The sequence below is a fragment of the Microbacterium sp. AR7-10 genome (assembly GCF_001878835.1).
Lineage (GTDB): Bacteria > Actinomycetota > Actinomycetes > Actinomycetales > Microbacteriaceae > Microbacterium > Microbacterium commune.
The window spans coordinates 65,443-84,454 of the sequence record NZ_MJIR01000045.1 but is presented as its reverse complement, the minus strand read 5'-3'; the positions used below and the strand labels follow the sequence as shown (position 1 = coordinate 84,454).

General features: G+C 69.3%; 18 protein-coding genes. 2 read left to right on the top strand and 16 right to left on the bottom strand.

Features of this window, described 5'->3' with window-relative positions:
- Positions 1 to 167: 167 nt before the first annotated feature.
- Complete coding sequence (locus BFN01_RS06090) at positions 168 to 680, top strand: DUF3043 domain-containing protein (RefSeq protein ID WP_071642571.1); 513 nt, start codon at positions 168 to 170, stop codon at positions 678 to 680.
- A 33-nt stretch (positions 681 to 713) separates the two neighbouring features.
- Here BFN01_RS06090 and BFN01_RS06085 read toward each other — a convergent pair whose 3' ends face one another.
- The 5 genes from BFN01_RS06085 to dnaE all read right to left on the bottom strand — a co-directional run bounded on the left by BFN01_RS06085 (position 714) and on the right by dnaE (position 8,655).
- A complete protein-coding gene (locus BFN01_RS06085; RefSeq protein ID WP_071642569.1) occupies positions 714 to 1,733 on the bottom strand; it encodes a quinone-dependent dihydroorotate dehydrogenase in 1,020 nt (339 codons plus the stop codon).
- 12 nt (positions 1,734 to 1,745) lie between these two features.
- The gene (nrdR, locus tag BFN01_RS06080; RefSeq protein ID WP_071642567.1) at positions 1,746 to 2,222 is read right to left on the bottom strand and encodes a transcriptional regulator NrdR; all 477 of its coding nucleotides are present in this window, start codon (positions 2,220 to 2,222) and stop codon (positions 1,746 to 1,748) included.
- A 30-nt stretch (positions 2,223 to 2,252) separates the two neighbouring features.
- Positions 2,253 to 3,566 carry a histidinol dehydrogenase gene (hisD, locus tag BFN01_RS06075; RefSeq protein WP_071642562.1) on the bottom strand — a complete coding sequence of 438 codons (1,314 nt, stop codon included), beginning with the start codon at positions 3,564 to 3,566 and terminating at the stop codon, positions 2,253 to 2,255.
- A gap of 4 nt (positions 3,567 to 3,570) precedes the next feature.
- On the bottom strand, positions 3,571 to 5,043 hold the full coding sequence (locus BFN01_RS06070) for a hypothetical protein (RefSeq protein ID WP_256221045.1): 1,473 nt from the start codon (positions 5,041 to 5,043) through the stop codon (positions 3,571 to 3,573).
- 93 nt (positions 5,044 to 5,136) lie between these two features.
- Entirely contained in the window at positions 5,137 to 8,655 is a 3,519-nt protein-coding gene (gene dnaE, locus BFN01_RS06065; RefSeq protein ID WP_071642560.1) for a DNA polymerase III subunit alpha, read from the bottom strand.
- A 62-nt stretch (positions 8,656 to 8,717) separates the two neighbouring features.
- Between dnaE and BFN01_RS06060 the strand changes: the two genes are divergently transcribed.
- Positions 8,718 to 9,200, top strand: coding sequence for an NUDIX domain-containing protein (locus BFN01_RS06060; protein ID WP_071642558.1), 483 nt, complete (start codon positions 8,718 to 8,720; stop codon positions 9,198 to 9,200).
- A gap of 12 nt (positions 9,201 to 9,212) precedes the next feature.
- Here the strand turns inward: BFN01_RS06060 and BFN01_RS06055 are convergent, their stop codons facing one another.
- The 11 genes from BFN01_RS06055 to BFN01_RS06005 form a co-directional block, all read right to left on the bottom strand.
- Positions 9,213 to 10,145, bottom strand: a complete 933-nt coding sequence (locus BFN01_RS06055) for an RluA family pseudouridine synthase (protein ID WP_071642555.1) — start codon at positions 10,143 to 10,145, stop codon at positions 9,213 to 9,215.
- 2 nt (positions 10,146 to 10,147) lie between these two features.
- On the bottom strand, positions 10,148 to 10,690 hold the full coding sequence (gene lspA / locus BFN01_RS06050; protein ID WP_071642553.1) for a signal peptidase II: 543 nt from the start codon (positions 10,688 to 10,690) through the stop codon (positions 10,148 to 10,150).
- 46 nt (positions 10,691 to 10,736) lie between these two features.
- Entirely contained in the window at positions 10,737 to 11,300 is a 564-nt protein-coding gene (locus BFN01_RS06045) for a DivIVA domain-containing protein (protein WP_071642551.1), read from the bottom strand.
- Positions 11,301 to 11,443: 143 nt separating this feature from the next.
- Positions 11,444 to 11,743, bottom strand: a complete 300-nt coding sequence (locus BFN01_RS06040; protein WP_071642549.1) for a YggT family protein — start codon at positions 11,741 to 11,743, stop codon at positions 11,444 to 11,446.
- A 3-nt stretch (positions 11,744 to 11,746) separates the two neighbouring features.
- Positions 11,747 to 12,220, bottom strand: a complete 474-nt coding sequence (locus BFN01_RS06035) for a cell division protein SepF (RefSeq protein WP_071642547.1) — start codon at positions 12,218 to 12,220, stop codon at positions 11,747 to 11,749.
- 43 nt (positions 12,221 to 12,263) lie between these two features.
- Positions 12,264 to 12,941, bottom strand: a complete 678-nt coding sequence (locus BFN01_RS06030) for a YggS family pyridoxal phosphate-dependent enzyme (RefSeq protein ID WP_071642545.1) — start codon at positions 12,939 to 12,941, stop codon at positions 12,264 to 12,266.
- Entirely contained in the window at positions 12,938 to 14,080 is a 1,143-nt protein-coding gene (ftsZ, locus tag BFN01_RS06025) for a cell division protein FtsZ (RefSeq protein WP_071642543.1), read from the bottom strand. Before ftsZ ends, BFN01_RS06030 begins: the two co-directional genes overlap by 4 nt.
- A gap of 153 nt (positions 14,081 to 14,233) precedes the next feature.
- On the bottom strand, positions 14,234 to 15,265 hold the full coding sequence (locus tag BFN01_RS06020; protein ID WP_071642541.1) for an FtsQ-type POTRA domain-containing protein: 1,032 nt from the start codon (positions 15,263 to 15,265) through the stop codon (positions 14,234 to 14,236).
- A gap of 1 nt (position 15,266) precedes the next feature.
- Complete coding sequence (gene murC / locus BFN01_RS06015; protein ID WP_071642539.1) at positions 15,267 to 16,667, bottom strand: UDP-N-acetylmuramate--L-alanine ligase; 1,401 nt, start codon at positions 16,665 to 16,667, stop codon at positions 15,267 to 15,269.
- A gap of 12 nt (positions 16,668 to 16,679) precedes the next feature.
- Complete coding sequence (locus BFN01_RS06010; RefSeq protein WP_071642537.1) at positions 16,680 to 17,753, bottom strand: glycosyltransferase; 1,074 nt, start codon at positions 17,751 to 17,753, stop codon at positions 16,680 to 16,682.
- Complete coding sequence (locus BFN01_RS06005; RefSeq protein ID WP_071642535.1) at positions 17,750 to 19,009, bottom strand: putative peptidoglycan glycosyltransferase FtsW; 1,260 nt, start codon at positions 19,007 to 19,009, stop codon at positions 17,750 to 17,752. Before BFN01_RS06005 ends, BFN01_RS06010 begins: the two co-directional genes overlap by 4 nt.
- Between the last annotated feature and the right edge of the window lie 3 nt (positions 19,010 to 19,012).

Here is a 19,012-nt window from a genome sequence, read left to right as displayed (position 1 = left end):
ACTAACAGTGACATGACATCATTCTTATTCACTTCGAGCTGCAGTTAACCTTCTATATGTCTTTTTTTTTTTTTTTTTTAAAAAGAAAAAGCGGAAATACGATATTCCTCCGCGTCGGGGGGGCGGGAAGATGTTAAAAAGAACCCCCCCCCCGGGAGCCGCCCGCCGTGGGCAAGGGCCGCGCCACCCCCACCCGCGCCGAACGCGAGGCGGCCAATCGCCGTCCCCTCGTCGCGAACACGAAGGAGGCCCGTGCCGCGGCGAAGGCCGACCTGCAGGCGCGTCGCCAGCGGGCCCGCATCGGGATGGAGAACGGCGAGGACAAGTACCTTCCCGCACGTGACCGCGGTCCTCAGCGCCGGTGGGTGCGTGACTACGTGGACGCCGGCTGGCACATCTCCGAGTGGCTGATGGCCGCGATGCTGCTGGTCATCGTGCTCAGCCTCGTCGAGATCCCCGCGGTGCAGCTGTGGGCGATGGTCGGTCTGTGGGGCTACATGCTGCTCGCGGTCGGCGACATGGTGCTGCTGAGCATGCGGGTGAAGAAGAAGACCGCCGCGAAGTTCGGTCTCGAGCGTCGCGAACGCGGACTCGGCTGGTACGCGGCGATGCGGGCGCTGCAGATGCGCTTCATGCGTCTTCCGAAGCCCCAGGTCACGCGCGGTCAGTACCCGGACTGACCCGCTGCTCGGTCGTGCAGAGGCCTGTGTCGCTCAGCGACGCAGGCCTCTGTTGATCTGCCTGGCCCACAGCGGTCCGCGATACAGGAATGCCGTGTAGCCCTGCACGAGCGTCGCACCGGCGTCCAGTCGTCGCTGCACGTCGTCTGCGGTCTCCACTCCCCCGACGGCGATCACGCAGAAGTCGGCCGGCACGGCGCTGCGGACCACGGCGAGCACCTCCAGCGAGCGCTGCTTCAGCGGCGCGCCGGAGAGTCCGCCCGCCCCGGCCGCCTCGACGACCGCCGGGTCGGTGATCAGGCCGTCGCGGGAGATGGTCGTGTTGTGGGCGATGATCCCGGCGAGCCCCTCCGCCACCGCCATGCGGGCGATGGCCTCGATCTCGTCGTCGGGCAGGTCGGGGGCGATCTTCACGAGCAGCGGCGTCTCGCCCGCCGCCTGCTTCACCGCGCGCAGCAGCGGAGCGAGAGTCTCCACGGCCTGCAGGCCGCGCAGACCTGGAGTGTTCGGTGACGACACGTTCACGGCGAGGTAGTCGGCGAGCGGCGCGAGCCGCGTGGCGGACGTGACGTAGTCCCCGACCGCATCCTCGACCGCGACCACCCGGCTCTTGCCGATGTTCACCCCGATGACCGCGCGAGGAGCACGCCGCCGCAGCGCGGCGAGTCGGCGTGCCGCGGCATCCGCCCCCTCGTTGTTGAAGCCCATCCGGTTGATGACGGCCCGGTCGGGGATCAGGCGGAACAGGCGCGGCTTCGGGTTGCCCTCCTGCGGGATGGCGGTGATGGTGCCGATCTCGATGTGCCCGAAGCCCAGGGCATCCAGACCGCGCACGCCGACGGCGTTCTTGTCGAACCCCGCGGCGACGCCGAGGGGCGACGGGAAGACCAGACCGAGCGCGCGCACCTGCTGCTGCGGTCGCGGGGCGGTCAGCGCGCGCGCCGCCCACGAGAACGGCGGCACGCCGAGCGCGCGGATGACCGCCATCGCGGCGTGGTGCGCGAATTCGGGGTCGAAGCGCGCGAGGACGTGGCGGAAGAGCAGTGAGTACATCACTGCCCAAGGCTACCGGTCGTCGGAATCCGGTTCCGACGCATCGTGGTCGGCGCGCAGGTCGCGGATGGCGCGTTCGAAGTCGTCGAGCGAGTCGAAGGCCTGATACACGCTGGCGAAGCGCAGATACGCGACCTCGTCGAGCTCACGCAGGGGGCCCAGGATCGCGAGTCCGATCTCGTTGGTGTCGAGCTGCGAGACACCCGTCTGCCGCACGGCCTCCTCGACCTTCTGGGCGAGGAGCGCGAGGTTCGCCTCGGTGACGGGCCGACCCTGGCACGCCTTGCGCACCCCGGAGATCACCTTGTCCCGGCTGAACGCCTCCATGACGCCCGAGCGCTTGATCACCATGAGACTCGCCGTCTCGGTCGTCGAGAATCGTCCGCCGCACTCCGGGCACTGTCGTCGGCGTCGGATCGACAGGCCGTCGTCACTGGTGCGGGAGTCGATGACGCGGGAGTCCGGATGCCGGCAGAAGGGGCAGTGCATGATCGGTCAGCCTACTCGCTCGCTCTCGGCTCACCGGGAGGTGTCGGCGAAGCGCGCCTCGACGGCGTCGCCGTGTGCGGGCAGGATCTCCGCGTTCGCGAGGGCGACGACCCCGGCCCGCACCTCGGCGAGGGCGGCGTGGTCGTACTCGATGACCTGCTGCGGTCGCAGGAACGTGTACGCGCCGAGTCCGGCCGCGTACCGGGCCTGTCCCCCGGTGGGCAGCACGTGATTGCTGCCGGCCATGTAATCGCCGAGACTCACCGGCGTCTGGTCGCCGACGAACACGGCGCCGGCGCTCGTGAAGCGCTCGGCCGCGGCGGACGCGTCTGCGAGGTGCAGCTCGAGGTGCTCCGGCGCGTACGCATTGCTGAACGCCTCCGCCATCGCCCGATCGTCGACGAGCACGATGGCCGACTGCGGCCCGGCGAGGGCCTCGGCGACGCGCGCGGCATGCGCGGTGGTCGCGGCGAGGTCGGCGACGGCTGAGGCGACCTGCTCGGCGAGCTCGACCGAATCCGTCACCAGCACCGCTGACGCCTGCTCGTCGTGCTCGGCCTGGCTGATCAGGTCAGCCGCGATGAGGGCGGCATCCGCCGACGCATCGGCGACCACGAGGATCTCGGTCGCGCCGGCCTCGGAGTCGGTTCCGACGACGCCGGCGACGACCCGCTTCGCCGAGGCGACGTAGTTGTTGCCTGGCCCGGACACGACATCGACCGGGTCGAGTCCCAGGTCGGCGACGCCGTGAGCGAGCGCGCCGATCGCGCCGGCACCGCCGATCGCGTAGATCTCGTCGATGCCGAGGAGGGATGCCGCCGCGAGGATCGTGGGGTGCACCCGTCCGCCGTGCGCGGCCTGCGGCGGGGAGGCGAGGGCGATCGAGGTGACGCCCGCGACCTGTGCGGGCACGACGTTCATCACGACGCTGGATGCCAGCGGCGCCTTGCCACCGGGGATGTACACTCCCGCGCGGGTGACGGGCTGCCACCGCTGGGTAATCCTCGCGCCCGGCCCGATGTCGGTGGTCTGCGAGGCGGGGATCTGCGCCGCCGAGCCACGGCGGACGCGGTCGATGGCGGCTTCGAGGGCGGAGCGCACCGCCGGATCCACCGAGGCCGCGGCTTCGGCGACGTGCTCGGCGGGGACGCGGATGGCGTGACCGCTCACCCCGTCGAAGCGCTCGGCCTGCTCACGCAGGGCGGCCTCACCCGTGGTGCGCACGGCCTCGACGATCGCGGCAGCGGCCTCGAGCGCCTCGGCGCGGGCCTGGGTGGCACGCGGCACGGCCGCGAGCATGTCGGAGGGTGAGAGGGACTGCCCTCGGAGATCGATCGTGCGCACGCGCTCAGCCTTTCGTGATGTCGAAGATGTCGTGGAGGTAGCCGATGCGGCCGTCCTCATGTCGCACGACGAACGCCCCGCCCCGATCCTCGATCGCGAGCGCCCACGCCGTCGGCCCGATCCGGAACAGCGGATGGCCTCGCTCGTCGAGCACGTCGCGCTCGGTGGGCGCCAGGATCCAGAACGGCTCGGGCTGACCGAGGTGGTCGGGCTCGGCGGACTGCTCGCCGCGCGTGCGCCGCAGCGGCTGCTCGTCCGCATCGTCGACCGCCGACGTGGCCGGGCCGGCCACGCCGTCTGGCGCGGTGTTGTGCTCGACCGTCCGATTTGAGTCGGGAGTGTCGTCGGCGAAGATGCTCTGCAGCGCTTCGACAGCGGCGGTGTTGTACAGCACCTCGGTGTCGTCGTCTCGGTGGTCGGACACGACGGGCTGCGGCGCGGGTGCCGCCGGCTCCGACGTCGAGGTCGACTCCGGCTCGACGGACGCCGGCTCGACAGGCGCCGGCTCGACAGGCGCCGGCTCGACAAACGCGGGCTCGACGGCCGCCGGCTCGACGGCCGCCGGCTGGACAGGCGCCGGCTGGGCAGACTGCGCGATCGCCGCGGCCGCGGTCGGCGTGGAGTCCGCGTCCCCGGCATCCGGAGCGGAGAGGTGATCGGATGCGGATGCCCGATCCAGGGCATCCGGATCCGACGCCGTGTGCGGGATGACCATCGTCAGTGCGGTCTCCACCCTCGGCTCGGCGGCTGCGGGCGGCGCCGCTGCGGGGCCGTCAGCATCGTCCGGTCGGACGGCGCCGGCCGGGGGCAGCGGTGACGGAACGGCTTCGCGCTCCGCGCGCGGACGCGCGATGACGGGTCGGACGGGGTTCGCGTTCCGGTGCGCGAGCGTCTCCAGGCGGCCGTGGAAGTCCTCTCGCAGCCGAGGCAGCAGGGGGGCGAACACCGTCGCGGCCACCAGCACGAGCGTGGCCAGCTGACCCACCACGGCGACCCAGCCGATGAGCAGCACGCCGGTCTCGATGGTGGCGGCGACCTGCTGCCAGAGCACCTGGGCCCACGAGACGGCGGCGACAGCAGCCGCGACGGACGCGAACTGGTCGATGCCCAGAGACCCCACCCGGCGGATCCCGTCCGGTGAGAATCGGCGCAGCACGACGAGGAAGACGGCCACCGTCGGCACTCCCATCATCAGGATCCAGTGGATGCCCGATGTCCACACGGTGTCGCCGATCGGACCGATCGGGAAGAACGAGGCCACGAAGCCGATCAGCCAGGCGCCGATGATGATGATCTCGCGCAGCGTGAAGCCGAGGATGCCGTACTCCGGCTGGACCTGGTCCTCGTAGAGGACTCCGTCGTCATCCCGGTCGATGCCGTCCGGGTCGATGTCGGCCCCGGTGCGCGCGTCGGCGCGCAGGCGAGGCTCGTCTGCCGAGGCGTCGCCGGGGGCGCTGCCGGGACTGTCGAAGCTCATCGAGGGTCCTTTCGTTCGTGGTGGGTGGCCACGCGAGTCACGATCCTACTCACCGCACCCGGGAGTTCGATGCGTCGCGTCGAGGCCGTGCGCTCAGCCCAGACAGGCGGGGCCCAGCAGCGATTTGAGGTCGCCGAACAGGTCGGCGGACACCTTCACGGGCATCGGCACCTCGAACACCTTCGCGGCGCTGCCGCGGTGCACGCGCAGCAGCACCTCGGTATCACCGGCATGGCGGCGCAGCACGTCGGCCAGGTCCGTCATGACCCGTTCCGTCGCCCGCTGCTCGGCGACCAGCAGCGAGAGGGGGCCGGCGGCGTCGAACGAGCCGACGTCCGGCGCGAAGGCCGACTGCGCATGCAGATTGAGCCCGTCGTCACGGCGGGAGACGCGGCCTCGCACGGCGAGGATGGCATCCTGCTGCAGGGTGTGCTGGAACTCGGTGTACGTCTTGCCCATGAACATGATCGTCACCTCGCCGTTGAAGTCCTCGACGGTGATCATGCCGTACGGATTGCCGCTGGCCTTGGCCACGCGGTGCTGCACGCTGGTCACGAGCCCGGCCACGGTGACCTGGTCGCCGTCCTGCAGGTCCTCCGAGGTGAGCAGTCCGTTGATCGAGATCGAGGCGTGCTTGGCGAGCGGGACCTCGAGCCCTGCCAGCGGGTGATCGGAGACGTACAGTCCGAGCATCTCGCGCTCGAAGGCCAGCTTGTCCTTCTTCGTCCACTCTGGACGATCGGGCACCTTCGCGGGCGCCGCCTCCTCCATCTCGTCGTAGAGGCTGTCGAAGTCGAAGCCGATCGCGCCCTGCGCCTCGTTCCGCTTGCGGTCGACGGCGGCCTCGACGGCGTCTTCGTGGATCTCCATCAGCGCGCGGCGGGTGTCGCCCATCGAGTCGAACGCGCCCGCCTTGATCAGCGACTCGACGGTGCGCTTGTTCGAGACATGCAGCGGCACCTTGCCCAGGAAGTCGTGGAACGAGGTGAACGGCCCGTCCTTGCGGGACGCGACGATCCCGTCGACGACGTTGCTGCCGACGTTGCGCACCGCGCCGAGACCGAAGCGGATGTCCTCGCCGACGGCCGCGAAGAAGTTGATCGACTCCGACACGTCCGGCGGCAGCACCCGGATGCCCATGCGGCGGCACTCGTTCAGGTAGAGCGCCATCTTGTCCTTCGAGTCGCCCACGCTGGTCAGCAGAGCCGCCATGTACTCGGCCGGGTAGTGCGCCTTGAGGTACGCGGTCCAGTACGACACGAGTCCGTACGCGGCGGAGTGCGCTTTGTTGAAGGCGTAGTCGGAGAACGGCAGCAGGATGTCCCACAGCGCCTTGACGGCTCCTTCGCCGAAGCCGCGCTCCTTCATGCCGCCGGAGAAGCCCTCGTACTGCTTGTCGAGTTCGGACTTCTTCTTCTTGCCCATCGCGCGACGCAGGATGTCGGCCTGGCCGAGGCTGAACCCGGCGACCTTCTGCGCGATGGCCATGACCTGCTCCTGATAGATGATCAGACCGTAAGACTCCTGCAGGATGTCGGCCAGCGGCTCTTCCAGCTCGGGGTGGATGGGCGTGATCTCCTGCAGACCGTTCTTGCGCAGCGCGTAGTTCGTGTGCGAGTTGGCGCCCATCGGTCCCGGTCGGTACAGCGCGATGAGCGCCGAGATGTCGGCGAAGTTGTCGGGCTTCATCAGCCGCATCAGCGAACGCAGCGGCGGGCTGTCGAGCTGGAACACGCCCAGCGTGTCGCCGCGGGCCAGCAGGTCGTAGACGGCGCGGTCCTCGAGACCGAGGTGCTCGAGATCGAGCTCCTCTCCCCTGTTCATGCGGATGTTGTCGAGCGCGTCCGAGATGATCGTGAGGTTGCGCAGCCCCAGGAAGTCCATCTTGATCAGACCGAGCGACTCGCACGACGGGTAGTCGAACTGGGTGACGATCTGACCGTCCTGCTCGCGCTTCATGATCGGGATGATGTCGATCAGCGGGTGCGATGACATGATCACGCCGGCCGCGTGCACGCCCCATTGCCTCTTCAGCCCCTCGAGTCCGAGCGCGCGATCGAAGACCCGCTTGGCGTCGGTGTCGGTGTCGATCAGCGCGCGGAACTCGCTCGCCTCCTTGTAGCGCGGGTGCGCGCTGTCGTACATGCCGCTGAGCGGCATGTCCTTGCCCATCACCGCGGGCGGCATCGCCTTGGTTAGCCGGTCTCCCATGCTGAACGGGTAGCCGAGCACGCGCCCGGCGTCCTTCAGCGCCTGCTTGGACTTGATCGTGCCGTAGGTGACGATCTGGGCGACGCGCTCGGAGCCGTACTTCTGCGTCACGTACTCGATCACCTCACCGCGGCGCCGGTCGTCGAAGTCGACGTCGAAGTCGGGCATCGAGACGCGGTCGGGGTTGAGGAAGCGCTCGAAGATGAGGCCGTGCTCGAGCGGGTCGAGGTCGGTGATCTTCATCGCGTACGCGACCATCGACCCGGCACCGGAGCCACGGCCGGGACCGACCCGGATGCCGTGGTCCTTGGCCCAGTTGATGAAGTCGGCGACGACGAGGAAGTACCCGGGGAACCCCATCTGCAGGATGATCCCCGTCTCGTACTCGGCCTGCTTGCGCACCCTGTCGGGGATGCCGTTCGGGTACCGGTAGTGCAGGCCCTTCTCGACCTCCTTCACCAGCCAGCTGTCCTCCGTCTCGCCGTCCGGCACCGGGAAGCGGGGCATGTAGTTGGCCTTGGTGTCGAACTCGACCTGGCAGCGCTCAGCGATCAGCAGCGTGTTGTCGCACGCCTCGGGGTGGTCGCGGAACATCTGGCGCATCTCCTGCGCCGTCTTGATGTAGTAGCCGTCGCCGTCGAACTTGAATCGGTTCGGATCGTCCATCGTCGAGCCGGACTGCACGCAGAGCAGCGCCTCGTGCGCATCCGCCTCGTGCTGGTGCGTGTAGTGGGAGTCGTTCGTCGCGACGAGAGGGATGTCCAGGTCTTTCGACAGCCGCAGCAGGTCGCTGATCACCCGACGTTCGATGGAGAGGCCGTGGTCCATGATCTCGGCGAAGTAGTTCTCCTTGCCGAAGATGTCCTGGAACTCGGCGGCCGCAGCCCGCGCCGCGTCGTACTGCCCGAGTCGCAGGCGCGTCTGGATCTCGCCCGACGGGCATCCCGTGGTCGCGATCAGGCCCTTGCCGTAGGTCTGCAGCAGCTCGCGGTCCATGCGGGGCTTGAAGTAGTAGCCCTCGATGCTCGAGAGCGAGCTCAGTCGGAACAGGTTGTGCATCCCGGCGGTGGTCTCGCTCCACAGCGTGGTGTGCGTGTACGCACCCGATCCCGAGACGTCGTCGCTCTTCTGATCGGCCGTTCCCCACGCCACGCGCGACTTGTCGCTGCGGTGCGTTCCCGGGGTGACGTAGGCCTCGAGTCCGATGATCGGCTTGATGCCCGCGGCGTTCGCGGCGTTGTAGAACTCGAACGCCGCGAACGTGTTCCCGTGGTCGGTGACGGCGATCGCCGGCATCCCGTAGTCGGCCGCGGCCTGCGTCATCGAGTTGATCTTCGCCGCACCGTCCAGCATGGAGTACTCGCTGTGGACATGCAGGTGCACGAAGGAATCGGAGGCCATGCATCGAGTCTACGAGGCCCCTCCGACGCCCGCGTCGACGCGCCCTCGATACGCTGAACGGCATGGCCACTCCTGAATTCGTCCTCGCGCTGCGGAAGCACATCGGCACCGCACCACTGCCCCTGGTCGGCGCCACCGCGATCGTCTTCCGCGACGAGAAGGTGCTGCTGGGCAAGCGCGCCGACAACGGTGCCTGGCAGGCGATCTCGGGCATCGTCGAACCCGGGGAGGAACCGGCCGACGCCGCCGCGCGCGAGTGCCTCGAAGAGGCCGGCGTCGTCGTCTCGGTGGACCGTCTCGCGCTGGTGCAGCAGATGCCGCGGGTGACCTACGCCAACGGAGACCAGGTCGACTACCTCGATCTGGTCTTCCGCTGCACCTGGGTCTCGGGCGACCCCTACCCAGCCGACGGGGAGCTGACCGAGGTGGGCTTCTACGACCTGGCGGCGATGGGTGACGTCGACCATGCGCATGTGCGCAGCATCGCTCTGGCGATGGCGGAGGACGACCCGGCGACCTTCCGCGGCGGTCGCGTCAGAGCCTGAGGTCGAGTCGCGTCAGTCCGCGTCGCGACCCGGATCCAGCACGTCGAGCGCGTGACGGAAGTCCGCGGGATAAGGCGAGTCGAACCGCACCCACTGACCGGTCGTCGGATGCGTGAAGGCGAGCTGATGCGCGTGCAGCCACTGCCTGGTGAGACCGAGTCTGGCCGACAGGGTCGGGTCGGAGCCGTAGAGCGGATCGCCGACGCAGGGATGCCGGTGCGCGGCCATGTGCACGCGGATCTGATGCGTGCGGCCCGTCTCGAGATGGATCTCGAGCAGGGAGGCGCCGGGGAACGCCTCGAGCGTCTCGTAGTGGGTGACCGACGGCTTGCCGTCCGGCACGACGGCGAACTTCCAGCTGTGGTTGGGGTGGCGGCCGATCGGCGCATCGATCGTGCCCGCGAGCGGATCCGGATGCCCCTGCACCACAGCGTGGTAGATCTTCTCGACCGTGCGGTCCTTGAACGCGCGCTTGAGAACGGTGTACGCGCTCTCGGTCTTCGCCACGACCATAAGACCGCTCGTGCCCACGTCGAGGCGGTGCACGACCCCCTGACGTTCGGGCGCTCCGCTGGTCGCGACGCGGAATCCCGCCGCGGCGAGAGCACCGACCACGGTCGGCCCCTCCCACCCGATCGAGGGATGAGCGGCGACGCCGGTCGGCTTGTCGACCACGACGATGTCGTCATCGTCGTGGACGATCCCGAGCTCGGGCACCGCGATGGGCTCGATCCTCGGCTCCTCCTTCGGCGACCAGCTCACATCGAGCCAGCCGCCCGCACGCAGTCGATCCGACTTTCCGAGCGAGACGCCGTCGAGGGTGACACCGCCCGCTTCCGCGACCTCGGCCGCGAAGGTGCGCGAGAAACCGAGCATCTTGGCGAGGGCGGCGTCGACGCGCTGACCGTCGAGCCCGTCGGGGACGGGAAGACTGCGGGACTGCACGGTCAGATCTCCGCTGACGCGGCGGCGCCCTCGTGGCCGTTCTGCGTCGCGTCATCCGCACTCTGCGCATGATCGCGCTCGCGCGTACCGTCGAGACGCAGCCCGAAGACGACGAGCAGGGCGACCGAGATCATCCCCGAGACGATGAAGATGTCGGCGACATTGAAGATCGCGGGCAGCATCCACGGCATCGAGATCATGTCGACGACGTGGCCCACGGCGAATCCGGGTTCGCGCAGCAGCCGATCCGTGAGATTGCCCAGCACACCGCCGAGCAGGCACCCGAGCACCACCGCCCAGAGGCGGGAGTGGACCTGGAACGCCTTCCAGACGATGATCCCGGCCACGACGGCCATGGCGATCGTGAAGATCCAGGTGACCTCCGCGCCGATCGAGAACGCGGCGCCGGAGTTGCGGATGTAGTAGAGCTGCAGGAACTCACCGAGCACGGGCACAGCCTCATGCTTCGGCAGGTTCTCGATGGTGAGGTGCTTCACAGACTGATCGGCGACCAGCACGACGGCCGCGAGAGACGCGACGATCATGCCGGCCGCCGACCGACGAAGGGGACGACGTCCTGCCAAAGGTGACCTACAGGCCGATGGCGGAGACGGGCGTCGAGTCCGTCGAGGACTTCTGGTCGAGGTCGCGCAGCTGCCCCTCGATCATCGCGCGGAGCTTGCCGCGGTAGTCGCGCTCGAACTCGCGCAGCTCGGTGATGCGACCCTCGAGCATGTTGCGCTCGCGCTCGAGTCGCGCTGCTTCCTCGCGCTGCTTCGCCTCGGCCTCGGTGCGGATGCGTGCGACCTCGGTCTCGGCTTCCTCGATGAGCTGCTTGCGCTTGGCCTCACCCTCGGCGACGTGCTCGTCGTGCAGACGCTGGGCGAGCTCGATGATGCCAGCGGAGGTGCCGACGGGCGATCCCTCGGCGGCCTGAGCGGGAGCGGGCGTCGGCGCTGCGGCGGGAGCCGGGGCGTTCTCGCCGGACTCGTACGCCGCGAGCTTGGCCTTCAGCTCGTTGTTCTCCTCGATGGTCTTGCGCCATTCAACGACGATCTCGTCGAGGTAGTCGTCGACCTCTTCGGGGTCGAAGCCGTCCTTGAATCGGACGTGCTGGAACTCCTTGTGGACGACGTCATCCGGGGTAAGTGCCATGGGTGGCTCCTCTTTCGATGAGTTCGGTTGCCAGTCGCTGAGAGCCGGCGGTGTGGTTCATTCGACGCGTACCCGGGGCGCGCGTCTGGGAGCCAAGCATAGTCCCCCAGTCTGAGCGGCGCGACGCTCGCGCGCTCAGTCGCTCAGGTCAGCGCCCGGACGACCGCCATCAGGATGAACACGCTGAGCATGGTCAGCATGAACCCGAAATCCAGCGCGATCGTCCCGAGGCGCAGCGGCGGCACGAGCCTGCGGAAGAAGCGGATCGGCGGGTCGGTCACGGTGTACACGAGCTCCGCCGCGACCAGCCCGGCCCCCTTCGGGCGCCACGACCGGTTGAACAGCGGGATGTACTCGAGCACGAGCCGCGCGATCAGCACGAGCACGTACAGAGTCAGCACGAGCTCGGCGATGCCGCCGATGATGCTGAGTATCGCTCCCACGGATCAGGAGTCGAACGAGGCGGAATCCGCCTGCGCGAGGCCGCCCTGGCCGGATACTGCGATGTTCTCCGGCGAGAGCAGGAAGACCTTGCTCGTGACGCGCTCGATGCGGCCGTACAGACCGAGCGAGAGCCCGCTGGCGAAATCGATGAGACGGCGCGCGTCGGCGTCGCTCATCTGCGACAGGTTGATGATCACCGGCACGCCCTCGCGGAAGTTCTCGGCGATGATCTGCGCGTCGCGGTACTGCTTGGGGTGCACGGTGAGGATCTCGTTGACCGAGCCCGCCGCGGGCTGACGAACCGCCGTCGGACGACGCAGCGGCGTGACGGGGGCCGGTGCGGTCTCGTCGCGTTCGATCACCTCGTGCTTCTCACGCGTGGCTCGGGCCGGCGTCGGCGCGGCCTCCTCCTCATAGACCTCTTCCTCGTCGGCGAGGCCGAGATACACCATGGTCTTCTTCAGCGGGTTACCCATCGTGTCCTCCGGTTCGAACGTTCGGGCTGGTCTGGTTGAAAGGCTAACCCCGGTCGGGGCGCGGTCCTGTGATTGCGGAACCGATCCGCAGGTGTGTCGCGCCCGCGTCGATCGCCGCCTCGAAATCTCCGGTCATCCCGGCTGAGATCCAGGTGGCCGCGGGGGCGAGGGCACGCACGCGATCGGCGACGTCGCGCAGCCGTGCGAAGGCGCGAGACGGCTCCTCGTCGAGCGGGGCGACCGCCATGACGCCTCGGAGCCGGAGCGACGGGAGGGAGAGGACGTGCTCGGTCAGCGCCTCGGCGTCACCGAGCGCACTGCCGCCTCGGCCGGTGTCCTCGGTCAGGTTGACCTGCACGAGCACATCCAGTGGGTCTCCGTCGACATCGGCCCGATGCAGCGCGTCCGCGAGCTTCACGCGATCGACGGAGTGGACGACGTCCGCGTCCCGACGGATCGCTGCGGCCTTGTTCGTCTGCGCCTGGCCGATGAAGTGCCAGCGTACGCCGAGCCCGTCGAGAGCGGCACGCTTGGCCGTCATCTCCTGCTGGCGGTTCTCGCCGACGTCGGTCACACCGAGCTCGTGCAGCTCGCGCACCAGGGAGGCGGGGTGGAACTTCGTCACCACGATCCGGGTGATCTCACCCGGATCCCGGCCTGCCCGGCGCGCGGCGTCGGCGATGCGCTCGTCTATCGCCGACAGCCGCGCGCTGAGCGTCACTTCAGGAACTCGGGGATGTCGATGTCGTCGTCAGAGAACGCCGGCTCGATGCTGGATGCCACCGGCGCGGGCGTCGCAGCCGGCCTGGCCGGCTCGGGGCGCTCCTCGGCGGCCTTCTCGTCCAGGCGCACCTCAGGCAGCGGGTTGGCCGCCGGACGCTCCACGACCATCGGCTCCAGCCGCGCAGCGGGCTCGCCGCCGTCGAAGCCGGCGGCGATCACCGTGACGCGCACCTCGTCGCCGAGACTGTCGTCGATGACCGTTCCGAAGATGATGTTGGCCTCCGGGTGCGCGGCCTCCTTGACGAGGTCGGCTGCATCGTGGATCTCGAAGATGCCGAGGTTCGAGCCACCCTGGATCGACAGCAGCACACCGTGGGCGCCCTCGATCGAAGCCTCCAGCAGCGGGGACTCGACGGCGAGCTCGGCCGCCTTGATGGCACGGTCGGCGCCGCGCGCCGAGCCGATGCCCATGAGCGCGGAACCGGCTCCCTGCATGACCGACTTCACATCGGCGAAGTCGAGGTTGATCAGACCCGGGGTGGTGATGAGGTCGGTGATGCCCTGCACACCGGCGAGCAGCACCTGGTCGGCGGTGGCGAAGGCCTCGATCATGGAGATGCCGCGATCGCTGATCTCGAGGAGCCTGTCGTTCGGCACCACGATGAGGGTGTCGACCTCCTCCTTCAGCTTCGCGACGCCGGCCTCGGCCTGGCTCTGGCGGCGACGGCCCTCGAACGAGAACGGCTTGGTCACGACGCCGATGGTCAGCGCGCCGATCGACTTCGCAATCCGCGCGACCACGGGTGCGCCGCCCGTGCCGGTGCCGCCGCCCTCTCCGGCGGTGACGAAGACCATGTCGGCGCCGGTGAGCGCCTGCTCGATCTCCTCGGCGTGGTCCTCGGCGGCCCGACGGCCCACCTCGGGATCGGCTCCGGCGCCGAGGCCGCGAGTGAGCTCACGGCCCACGTCGAGCTTGACGTCGGCGTCGCTCATCAGCAGCGCCTGGGCGTCGGTGTTGACGGCGATGAACTCGACTCCGCGGAGTCCGAGCTCGATCATGCGGTTGACGGCGTTGACGCCGCCACCGCCGACGCCGACGACCTTGATCACGGCGAGGTAGTTCTGGTTCTGGCTCATGGCCGGCCTCCGTTATTCGAGCCTGACGAGGGATAAACCTTAAACCTCAACGAGAGGGTTAAACTGTTTCCCGGTATTGCGTTCTCGTCAACGACGCTATGCGCAACACCGTCATGCGCGCGCACCGACACGGCGTGTCGCCGCGATCTGCCCTCAACCCACCACAGGAACGGTCGGAGACGACACGTCGAACGTGCTCGACTGGGGCGCGGCGGCGATCAGGCGAACCAGCACCGCGGCCTTGCGAGCCGAGTCCTGCTCACTCCCCCAGACGACCGTCTTGCCGTCGGCGAGGCTGAGCGTCACATCATCGCCGGAGGCCGCACGCACCTGAGTCACCGTCGCGCGCAGGTCGGCGGGCAGCGACCGCATGACCAGTCCCGCGCTGTGGAACGCGGCCGAGTCGAGACCGCCGGTGATGTCGAGCTCCGGAGTGCTCTCGGGCCGTTCCGCACTCGTCGAGAGCACCACGCCGGCGGCGTCGACCACCGAGTAGGCGTTGCCGTCGCGAATCGCTCCCACCGGTGTGCGCTCCACGATGCGCACCAGCAGCTCGCGCGGCGGGCGGACCTCAAGGGCGTAGGACTCGATGATCGGGAACTCGGCCAGCGCCGACGCCACGCGGTCCGCGTCGACCAGCGCGAGCGGCGCGCCGATCTGGTCGGACAGCGATCGCTGCACGGCGGCCGGATCGATGCTCGTCGCGCCGGCGACGGTGATCTTCTCCACCGAGAACAGCGGACTGTACGCCGCGATCATGCTGCCCAGGACGAGAGCGACCAGAGCGGCCGTCGATCCCCATACGGCGAGACGCCGCCGCCGGGAGCGCTGGGTGAATCGACGGATCTCGGCGCGCAGCGCCTTCCGCCGTGCGCGCGCGGCGCGCCAGACCTCGCTGCTGCGCATCGCGGGCTGCCCGGCATCGCGTTCGCCGTCCTCGATCACCGCGGTCACGGCGTACCCGTCGCTGTCGGAGCCCGAGACGGGCTTCACTCCAGAAGCGTCCGGATCAGCGGCATCCGGGGCGCCGACGTCGGGTGCTCCGACCCGCGTGCCGGCGTCGCGCTGCCCCGTCGCGCCGAAACGCAGCAGGGGGCGGCGACGGCGTTCGGGCGATGCGCTGTCGGCGACGTCGTCCGGAGTCGGCTCCTCGGGCGAGGCGGGAAGCGGTGCCGGGCGCCGCACGTCAGTCCTCGGCGGGGCGGCGCAGTGCGTCGAGCACCTGCGGGATGATCTGGTACACGTTTCCGCAGCCCAGTGTCACCACGCAGTCGCCCTCGCGGGCGATGCGGGCGGTGTAGTCCGCCGCCTGCTGCCAGTCGGGCAGGTAGCACACGTTCGCCTGGTCGGCGAAGGCCCCGCTGACCAGCTCTCCCGTCACCCCCGGCACCGGGTCCTCGCGCGCGCCGTACACGTCGAGCATCACCGTGTGATCGGCGAGCTCCTCGAGCACAGCGGCGAACTCCCGGAACATGTGCTGCGTGCGCGAGTAGGTGTGCGGCTGCTGGATCGCGATCAGGCGACCGGAGCCCGCGACCCCGCGCATCGCCTCGAGAGCGGCGCGCACCTCGGTCGGATGGTGCGAGTAGTCGTCGTACACCTGCACGCCGCGCGCCTCGCCGTGCAGCTCGAGCCGGCGCACCGTCCCGGCGAATCCCTCCACCGCGCGCGCCGCCTCGGTCAGCCCGTAGCCGAGCGTGAGCAGCACCGCGACGACGCCGCCCGCGTTGATCGCATTGTGCGCGCCGGGGACGGCCAGCTGCATGCGCACCGACTCGCCCTTGTGCACCAGCGTCGCGGACGCGCCGCCGGTGGTGACGATGTCGTCGATGCGCAGATCGGCGTCCGCCGCGCGCCCGAACGTGACGACCGCGCGGTGGCTGAGGCCGGCACGCACCCGCTGCGCTCCGGGGTCGTCGCTCGAGATCACCACGGCCTGTCGCGCCTCGTCGCCGAAGCGGACGAAGGCGTCGTAGAACGCCTGCTCGGACCCGAAGAAGTCGAGATGGTCGGGATCGACGTTGGTGATCAGGGCGACGGCCGTGTCGTACAGCAGGAACGTGCCGTCTGACTCGTCGGCCTCGATCACGAACAGCTCGTCGGCCCCCGTGCCGCTCGAGACGCCGAGCTGCTCGATGACGCCGCCGTTGACGAAGCTCGGGTCGGCCCCCAGCGCCTGCAGAGCGGTGACGAGCATGCCGGTCGAGCTGGTCTTGCCGTGCGCACCGGCGACGGAGACGAGGCGGCGCCCGCCGATCAGCCAGTGCAGCGCCTGCGAGCGGTGGATCACGTGCAGACCGCGGTGCTTCGCCGTGACGAACTCGGGGTTCTCGGGCCAGATCGCCCCGGTGTGGATGACCGTGTCGGCGTCGCCGAGGTGCGCGGCGTCATGTCCGACGTGCACGGTGGCCCCCGCGGCAGCGAGTGCTCGCAGGTTGTCGCTGTCGGCCCGGTCTGAGCCGGAGACGCGGATGCCCGCATCGAGGAACATCTTCGCGAGCCCACTCATACCGGAACCGCCGATGCCGATGAAGTGCGCGGAGGTGATGGTGTCGGGGATCGGAAGGGAGAGGTCGGGTCTGATCATGTCGCTCCCAGTCTACTTTTCAGCGAGTGCGCGATCGATCAGCGCGATGAGGTCCTCGGTGCCCGTGCGGGAGCCGATGCTCACGGCCGCGGCCGCCATCGCGTCGATGCGCGAGCGGTCGCGGAGGAGCGGGATGATCTTCTCGCGCACGACATCGCCGTCGAAGGTCGCGTCGTCGAGCAGCACGGCGGCTCCCGCCGCGACGGCGGAGGCCGCATTCAGTCGCTGCTCGCCGTTGCCGACCGCGTACGGCACGTACACCGCCGGGATGCCCAGGGCGCTGACCTCGCTGACCGTCGCCGAGCCCGAGCGCGACACGATCAGATCGGCGAGGGCGAACGCGAGATCCATCCGGTCGATGTACCGGCGCATGGCGTATCCGGGCACCCCCGGATCGACCAGGTCGCTGCGCTCGCCCGTGGCGTGCAGCAGCTGCCAGCCGGCGGAGAGCACGTCGCCCCACGAGTCGGCGATCGCCTCGTTGAGGCGCAGGGCGCCCAGCGACCCGCCGAAGACGAGCAGCACAGGACGCTCCGCGTCGAGGCCGAAGTGGGCGGCGGCCTCGGCCCGCGTCGCCCGGCGGTCGAGGTCGACGATCTCGCGGCGCAGCGGCATGCCGACGACCTCCCCGCGCTTCAGCGGCGTACCCGCGAATGCGACGCCCACAGCGGCCGCCGAGCGGGCGCCGAGCACGTTCGCCAGACCCGGTCTGGCGTTCGCCTCGTGCACCACGAAGGGGATGCGTTCGCGCCGTGCGGCGACATAGGCGGGCGCAGAGGCGTAGCCGCCGAATCCGACGACGACATCCACGCCGCGGCTGCGGATGTGCTGACGCACCTGCGACACCGCACGCTGGAAGCGCGCGGGGAACACGACCGCCGCACCATCGGGACGACGCGGGAACGGCACCTTGTCGACGATGAGAAGCTCGTACCCCCGCTCAGGGACGAGGCGCGCCTCGAGCCCCTCCCTCGTGCCGAGCACCAGCACGTCGCCGTCGGCGCGATCGCGCAGCTGGTCGGCGACGGCGAGCAGCGGATTGACGTGGCCGGCGGTGCCCCCGCCGGCGAGGAGATACGAAATCACTTCGTCGCGCTCCGCTCGCTCAGTACATCGCTCTTCGCGACCCTACCCTGCGTCGTCGCGACCCGCCCGCGCGTAGGCTGAGCGCGGGCAACGGACTCTGCGGCGGGGAGCGTGCGTGCGAAGGCCAACAGCACACCGCATGCGGCGAGAACCGAGATGAGCGCGCTGCCGCCCTGCGACATGAACGGCAGCGGCACGCCCATCACCGGGAACACTCGCAGCACGACGCCGATGTTGATGAGCGCCTGCCCCAGGATCCACACCCCGATGCCGCCGGCGGCGACCCGCGCGAAGGGGTCGGCTGAGCGGCGCACGATGCGGAAGACGCCGATCGCGAACACCGCGAACAGCGCGAGCACCAGAACGCAGCCGATCAGGCCGAGCTCCTCGCCGACGATCGCGAAGATGTAGTCGTTCTCCGCGGCGGGCAGCCAGCCGTACTTCTCCTGCGAGTTGCCCAGGCCGACGCCGAAGATCCCGCCGTTGGCCATGCCCCACATCCCGTGCACCGCCTGGTAGCACTCCCTCGTCGGGTCGCAGGACTCGGGGCTGAACGCCGAGAGGATGCGCTTCATCCGGTTCTCGCTGGTGAGCGCGTAGCCGAGCACGGCCACGATGCCGCCGATCAGGGGAAGGATGAACAGTCGCAGCTTGACACCGGCGAAGAACAGGGCCCCGAGCACGATCAGCACGAGGACCATCGCGGTGCCGAGGTCCTCCCCGCCGATCACGGTGCCGATGGCCATGATCGAGACCGGGACGACCGGGATGAACACGTGGTGCCAGATGCCCAGGCGCGCGCGTTTGCGCAGCAGCACGAACGCGATCCACAGGGCGAGGGCGAGCTTGAGGAATTCAGAGGGCTGCAGCTGGAAACCGGCGATGTTCACCCAGTTCGTGTTGCCGTACGACGACACGCGAAGGCCCGGCACGAACACGAGCAGCTGCAGCGCGGTCGCGCCGATCAGCGCGGGCCAGGCGATCCGTCCGAGGAAGGCGACGGGCATCCTGCTGATCAGCAGCATCAGCGGGATGCCGAGCATCGCGAAGATCCCCTGCTTGAGCGCGCCGTCCCACGGGTCGGGCCTCGCGCTGGTGGCGGAGAGCACCATCACCCATCCGAAGACGGTCAGCACCAGGGCGGTCGACGCGATGAGCACGAACTCCGTCGTCGGCGGCGTGAACCGTCTGCCGAGGGAGACGCGGGCGGCGAGACCGCGGTCGCCGGCGCTCGGAGGGCTGGTCGTCTGCGTCATCCG

What these genes read in the sequence shown, in the direction of transcription:
- BFN01_RS06085 (WP_071642569.1), bottom strand. Translation starts at nt 1,733, where the DNA reads ATGTACTCACTGCTCTTCCGCCACGTCCTCGCGCGCTTCGACCCCGAA.
- nrdR (WP_071642567.1), bottom strand. Translation starts at nt 2,222, where the DNA reads ATGCACTGCCCCTTCTGCCGGCATCCGGACTCCCGCGTCATCGACTCC.
- BFN01_RS06070 (WP_256221045.1), bottom strand. Translation starts at nt 5,043, where the DNA reads ATGAGCTTCGACAGTCCCGGCAGCGCCCCCGGCGACGCCTCGGCAGAC.
- dnaE (WP_071642560.1), bottom strand. Translation starts at nt 8,655, where the DNA reads ATGGCCTCCGATTCCTTCGTGCACCTGCATGTCCACAGCGAGTACTCC.
- BFN01_RS06060 (WP_071642558.1), top strand. Translation starts at nt 8,718, where the DNA reads ATGGCCACTCCTGAATTCGTCCTCGCGCTGCGGAAGCACATCGGCACC.
- lspA (WP_071642553.1), bottom strand. Translation starts at nt 10,690, where the DNA reads ATGATCGTCGCGTCTCTCGCGGCCGTCGTGCTGGTCGCCGATCAGTCT.
- BFN01_RS06045 (WP_071642551.1), bottom strand. Translation starts at nt 11,300, where the DNA reads ATGGCACTTACCCCGGATGACGTCGTCCACAAGGAGTTCCAGCACGTC.
- BFN01_RS06035 (WP_071642547.1), bottom strand. Translation starts at nt 12,220, where the DNA reads ATGGGTAACCCGCTGAAGAAGACCATGGTGTATCTCGGCCTCGCCGAC.
- ftsZ (WP_071642543.1), bottom strand. Translation starts at nt 14,080, where the DNA reads ATGAGCCAGAACCAGAACTACCTCGCCGTGATCAAGGTCGTCGGCGTC.
- murC (WP_071642539.1), bottom strand. Translation starts at nt 16,667, where the DNA reads ATGATCAGACCCGACCTCTCCCTTCCGATCCCCGACACCATCACCTCC.
- BFN01_RS06005 (WP_071642535.1), bottom strand. Translation starts at nt 19,009, where the DNA reads ATGACGCAGACGACCAGCCCTCCGAGCGCCGGCGACCGCGGTCTCGCC.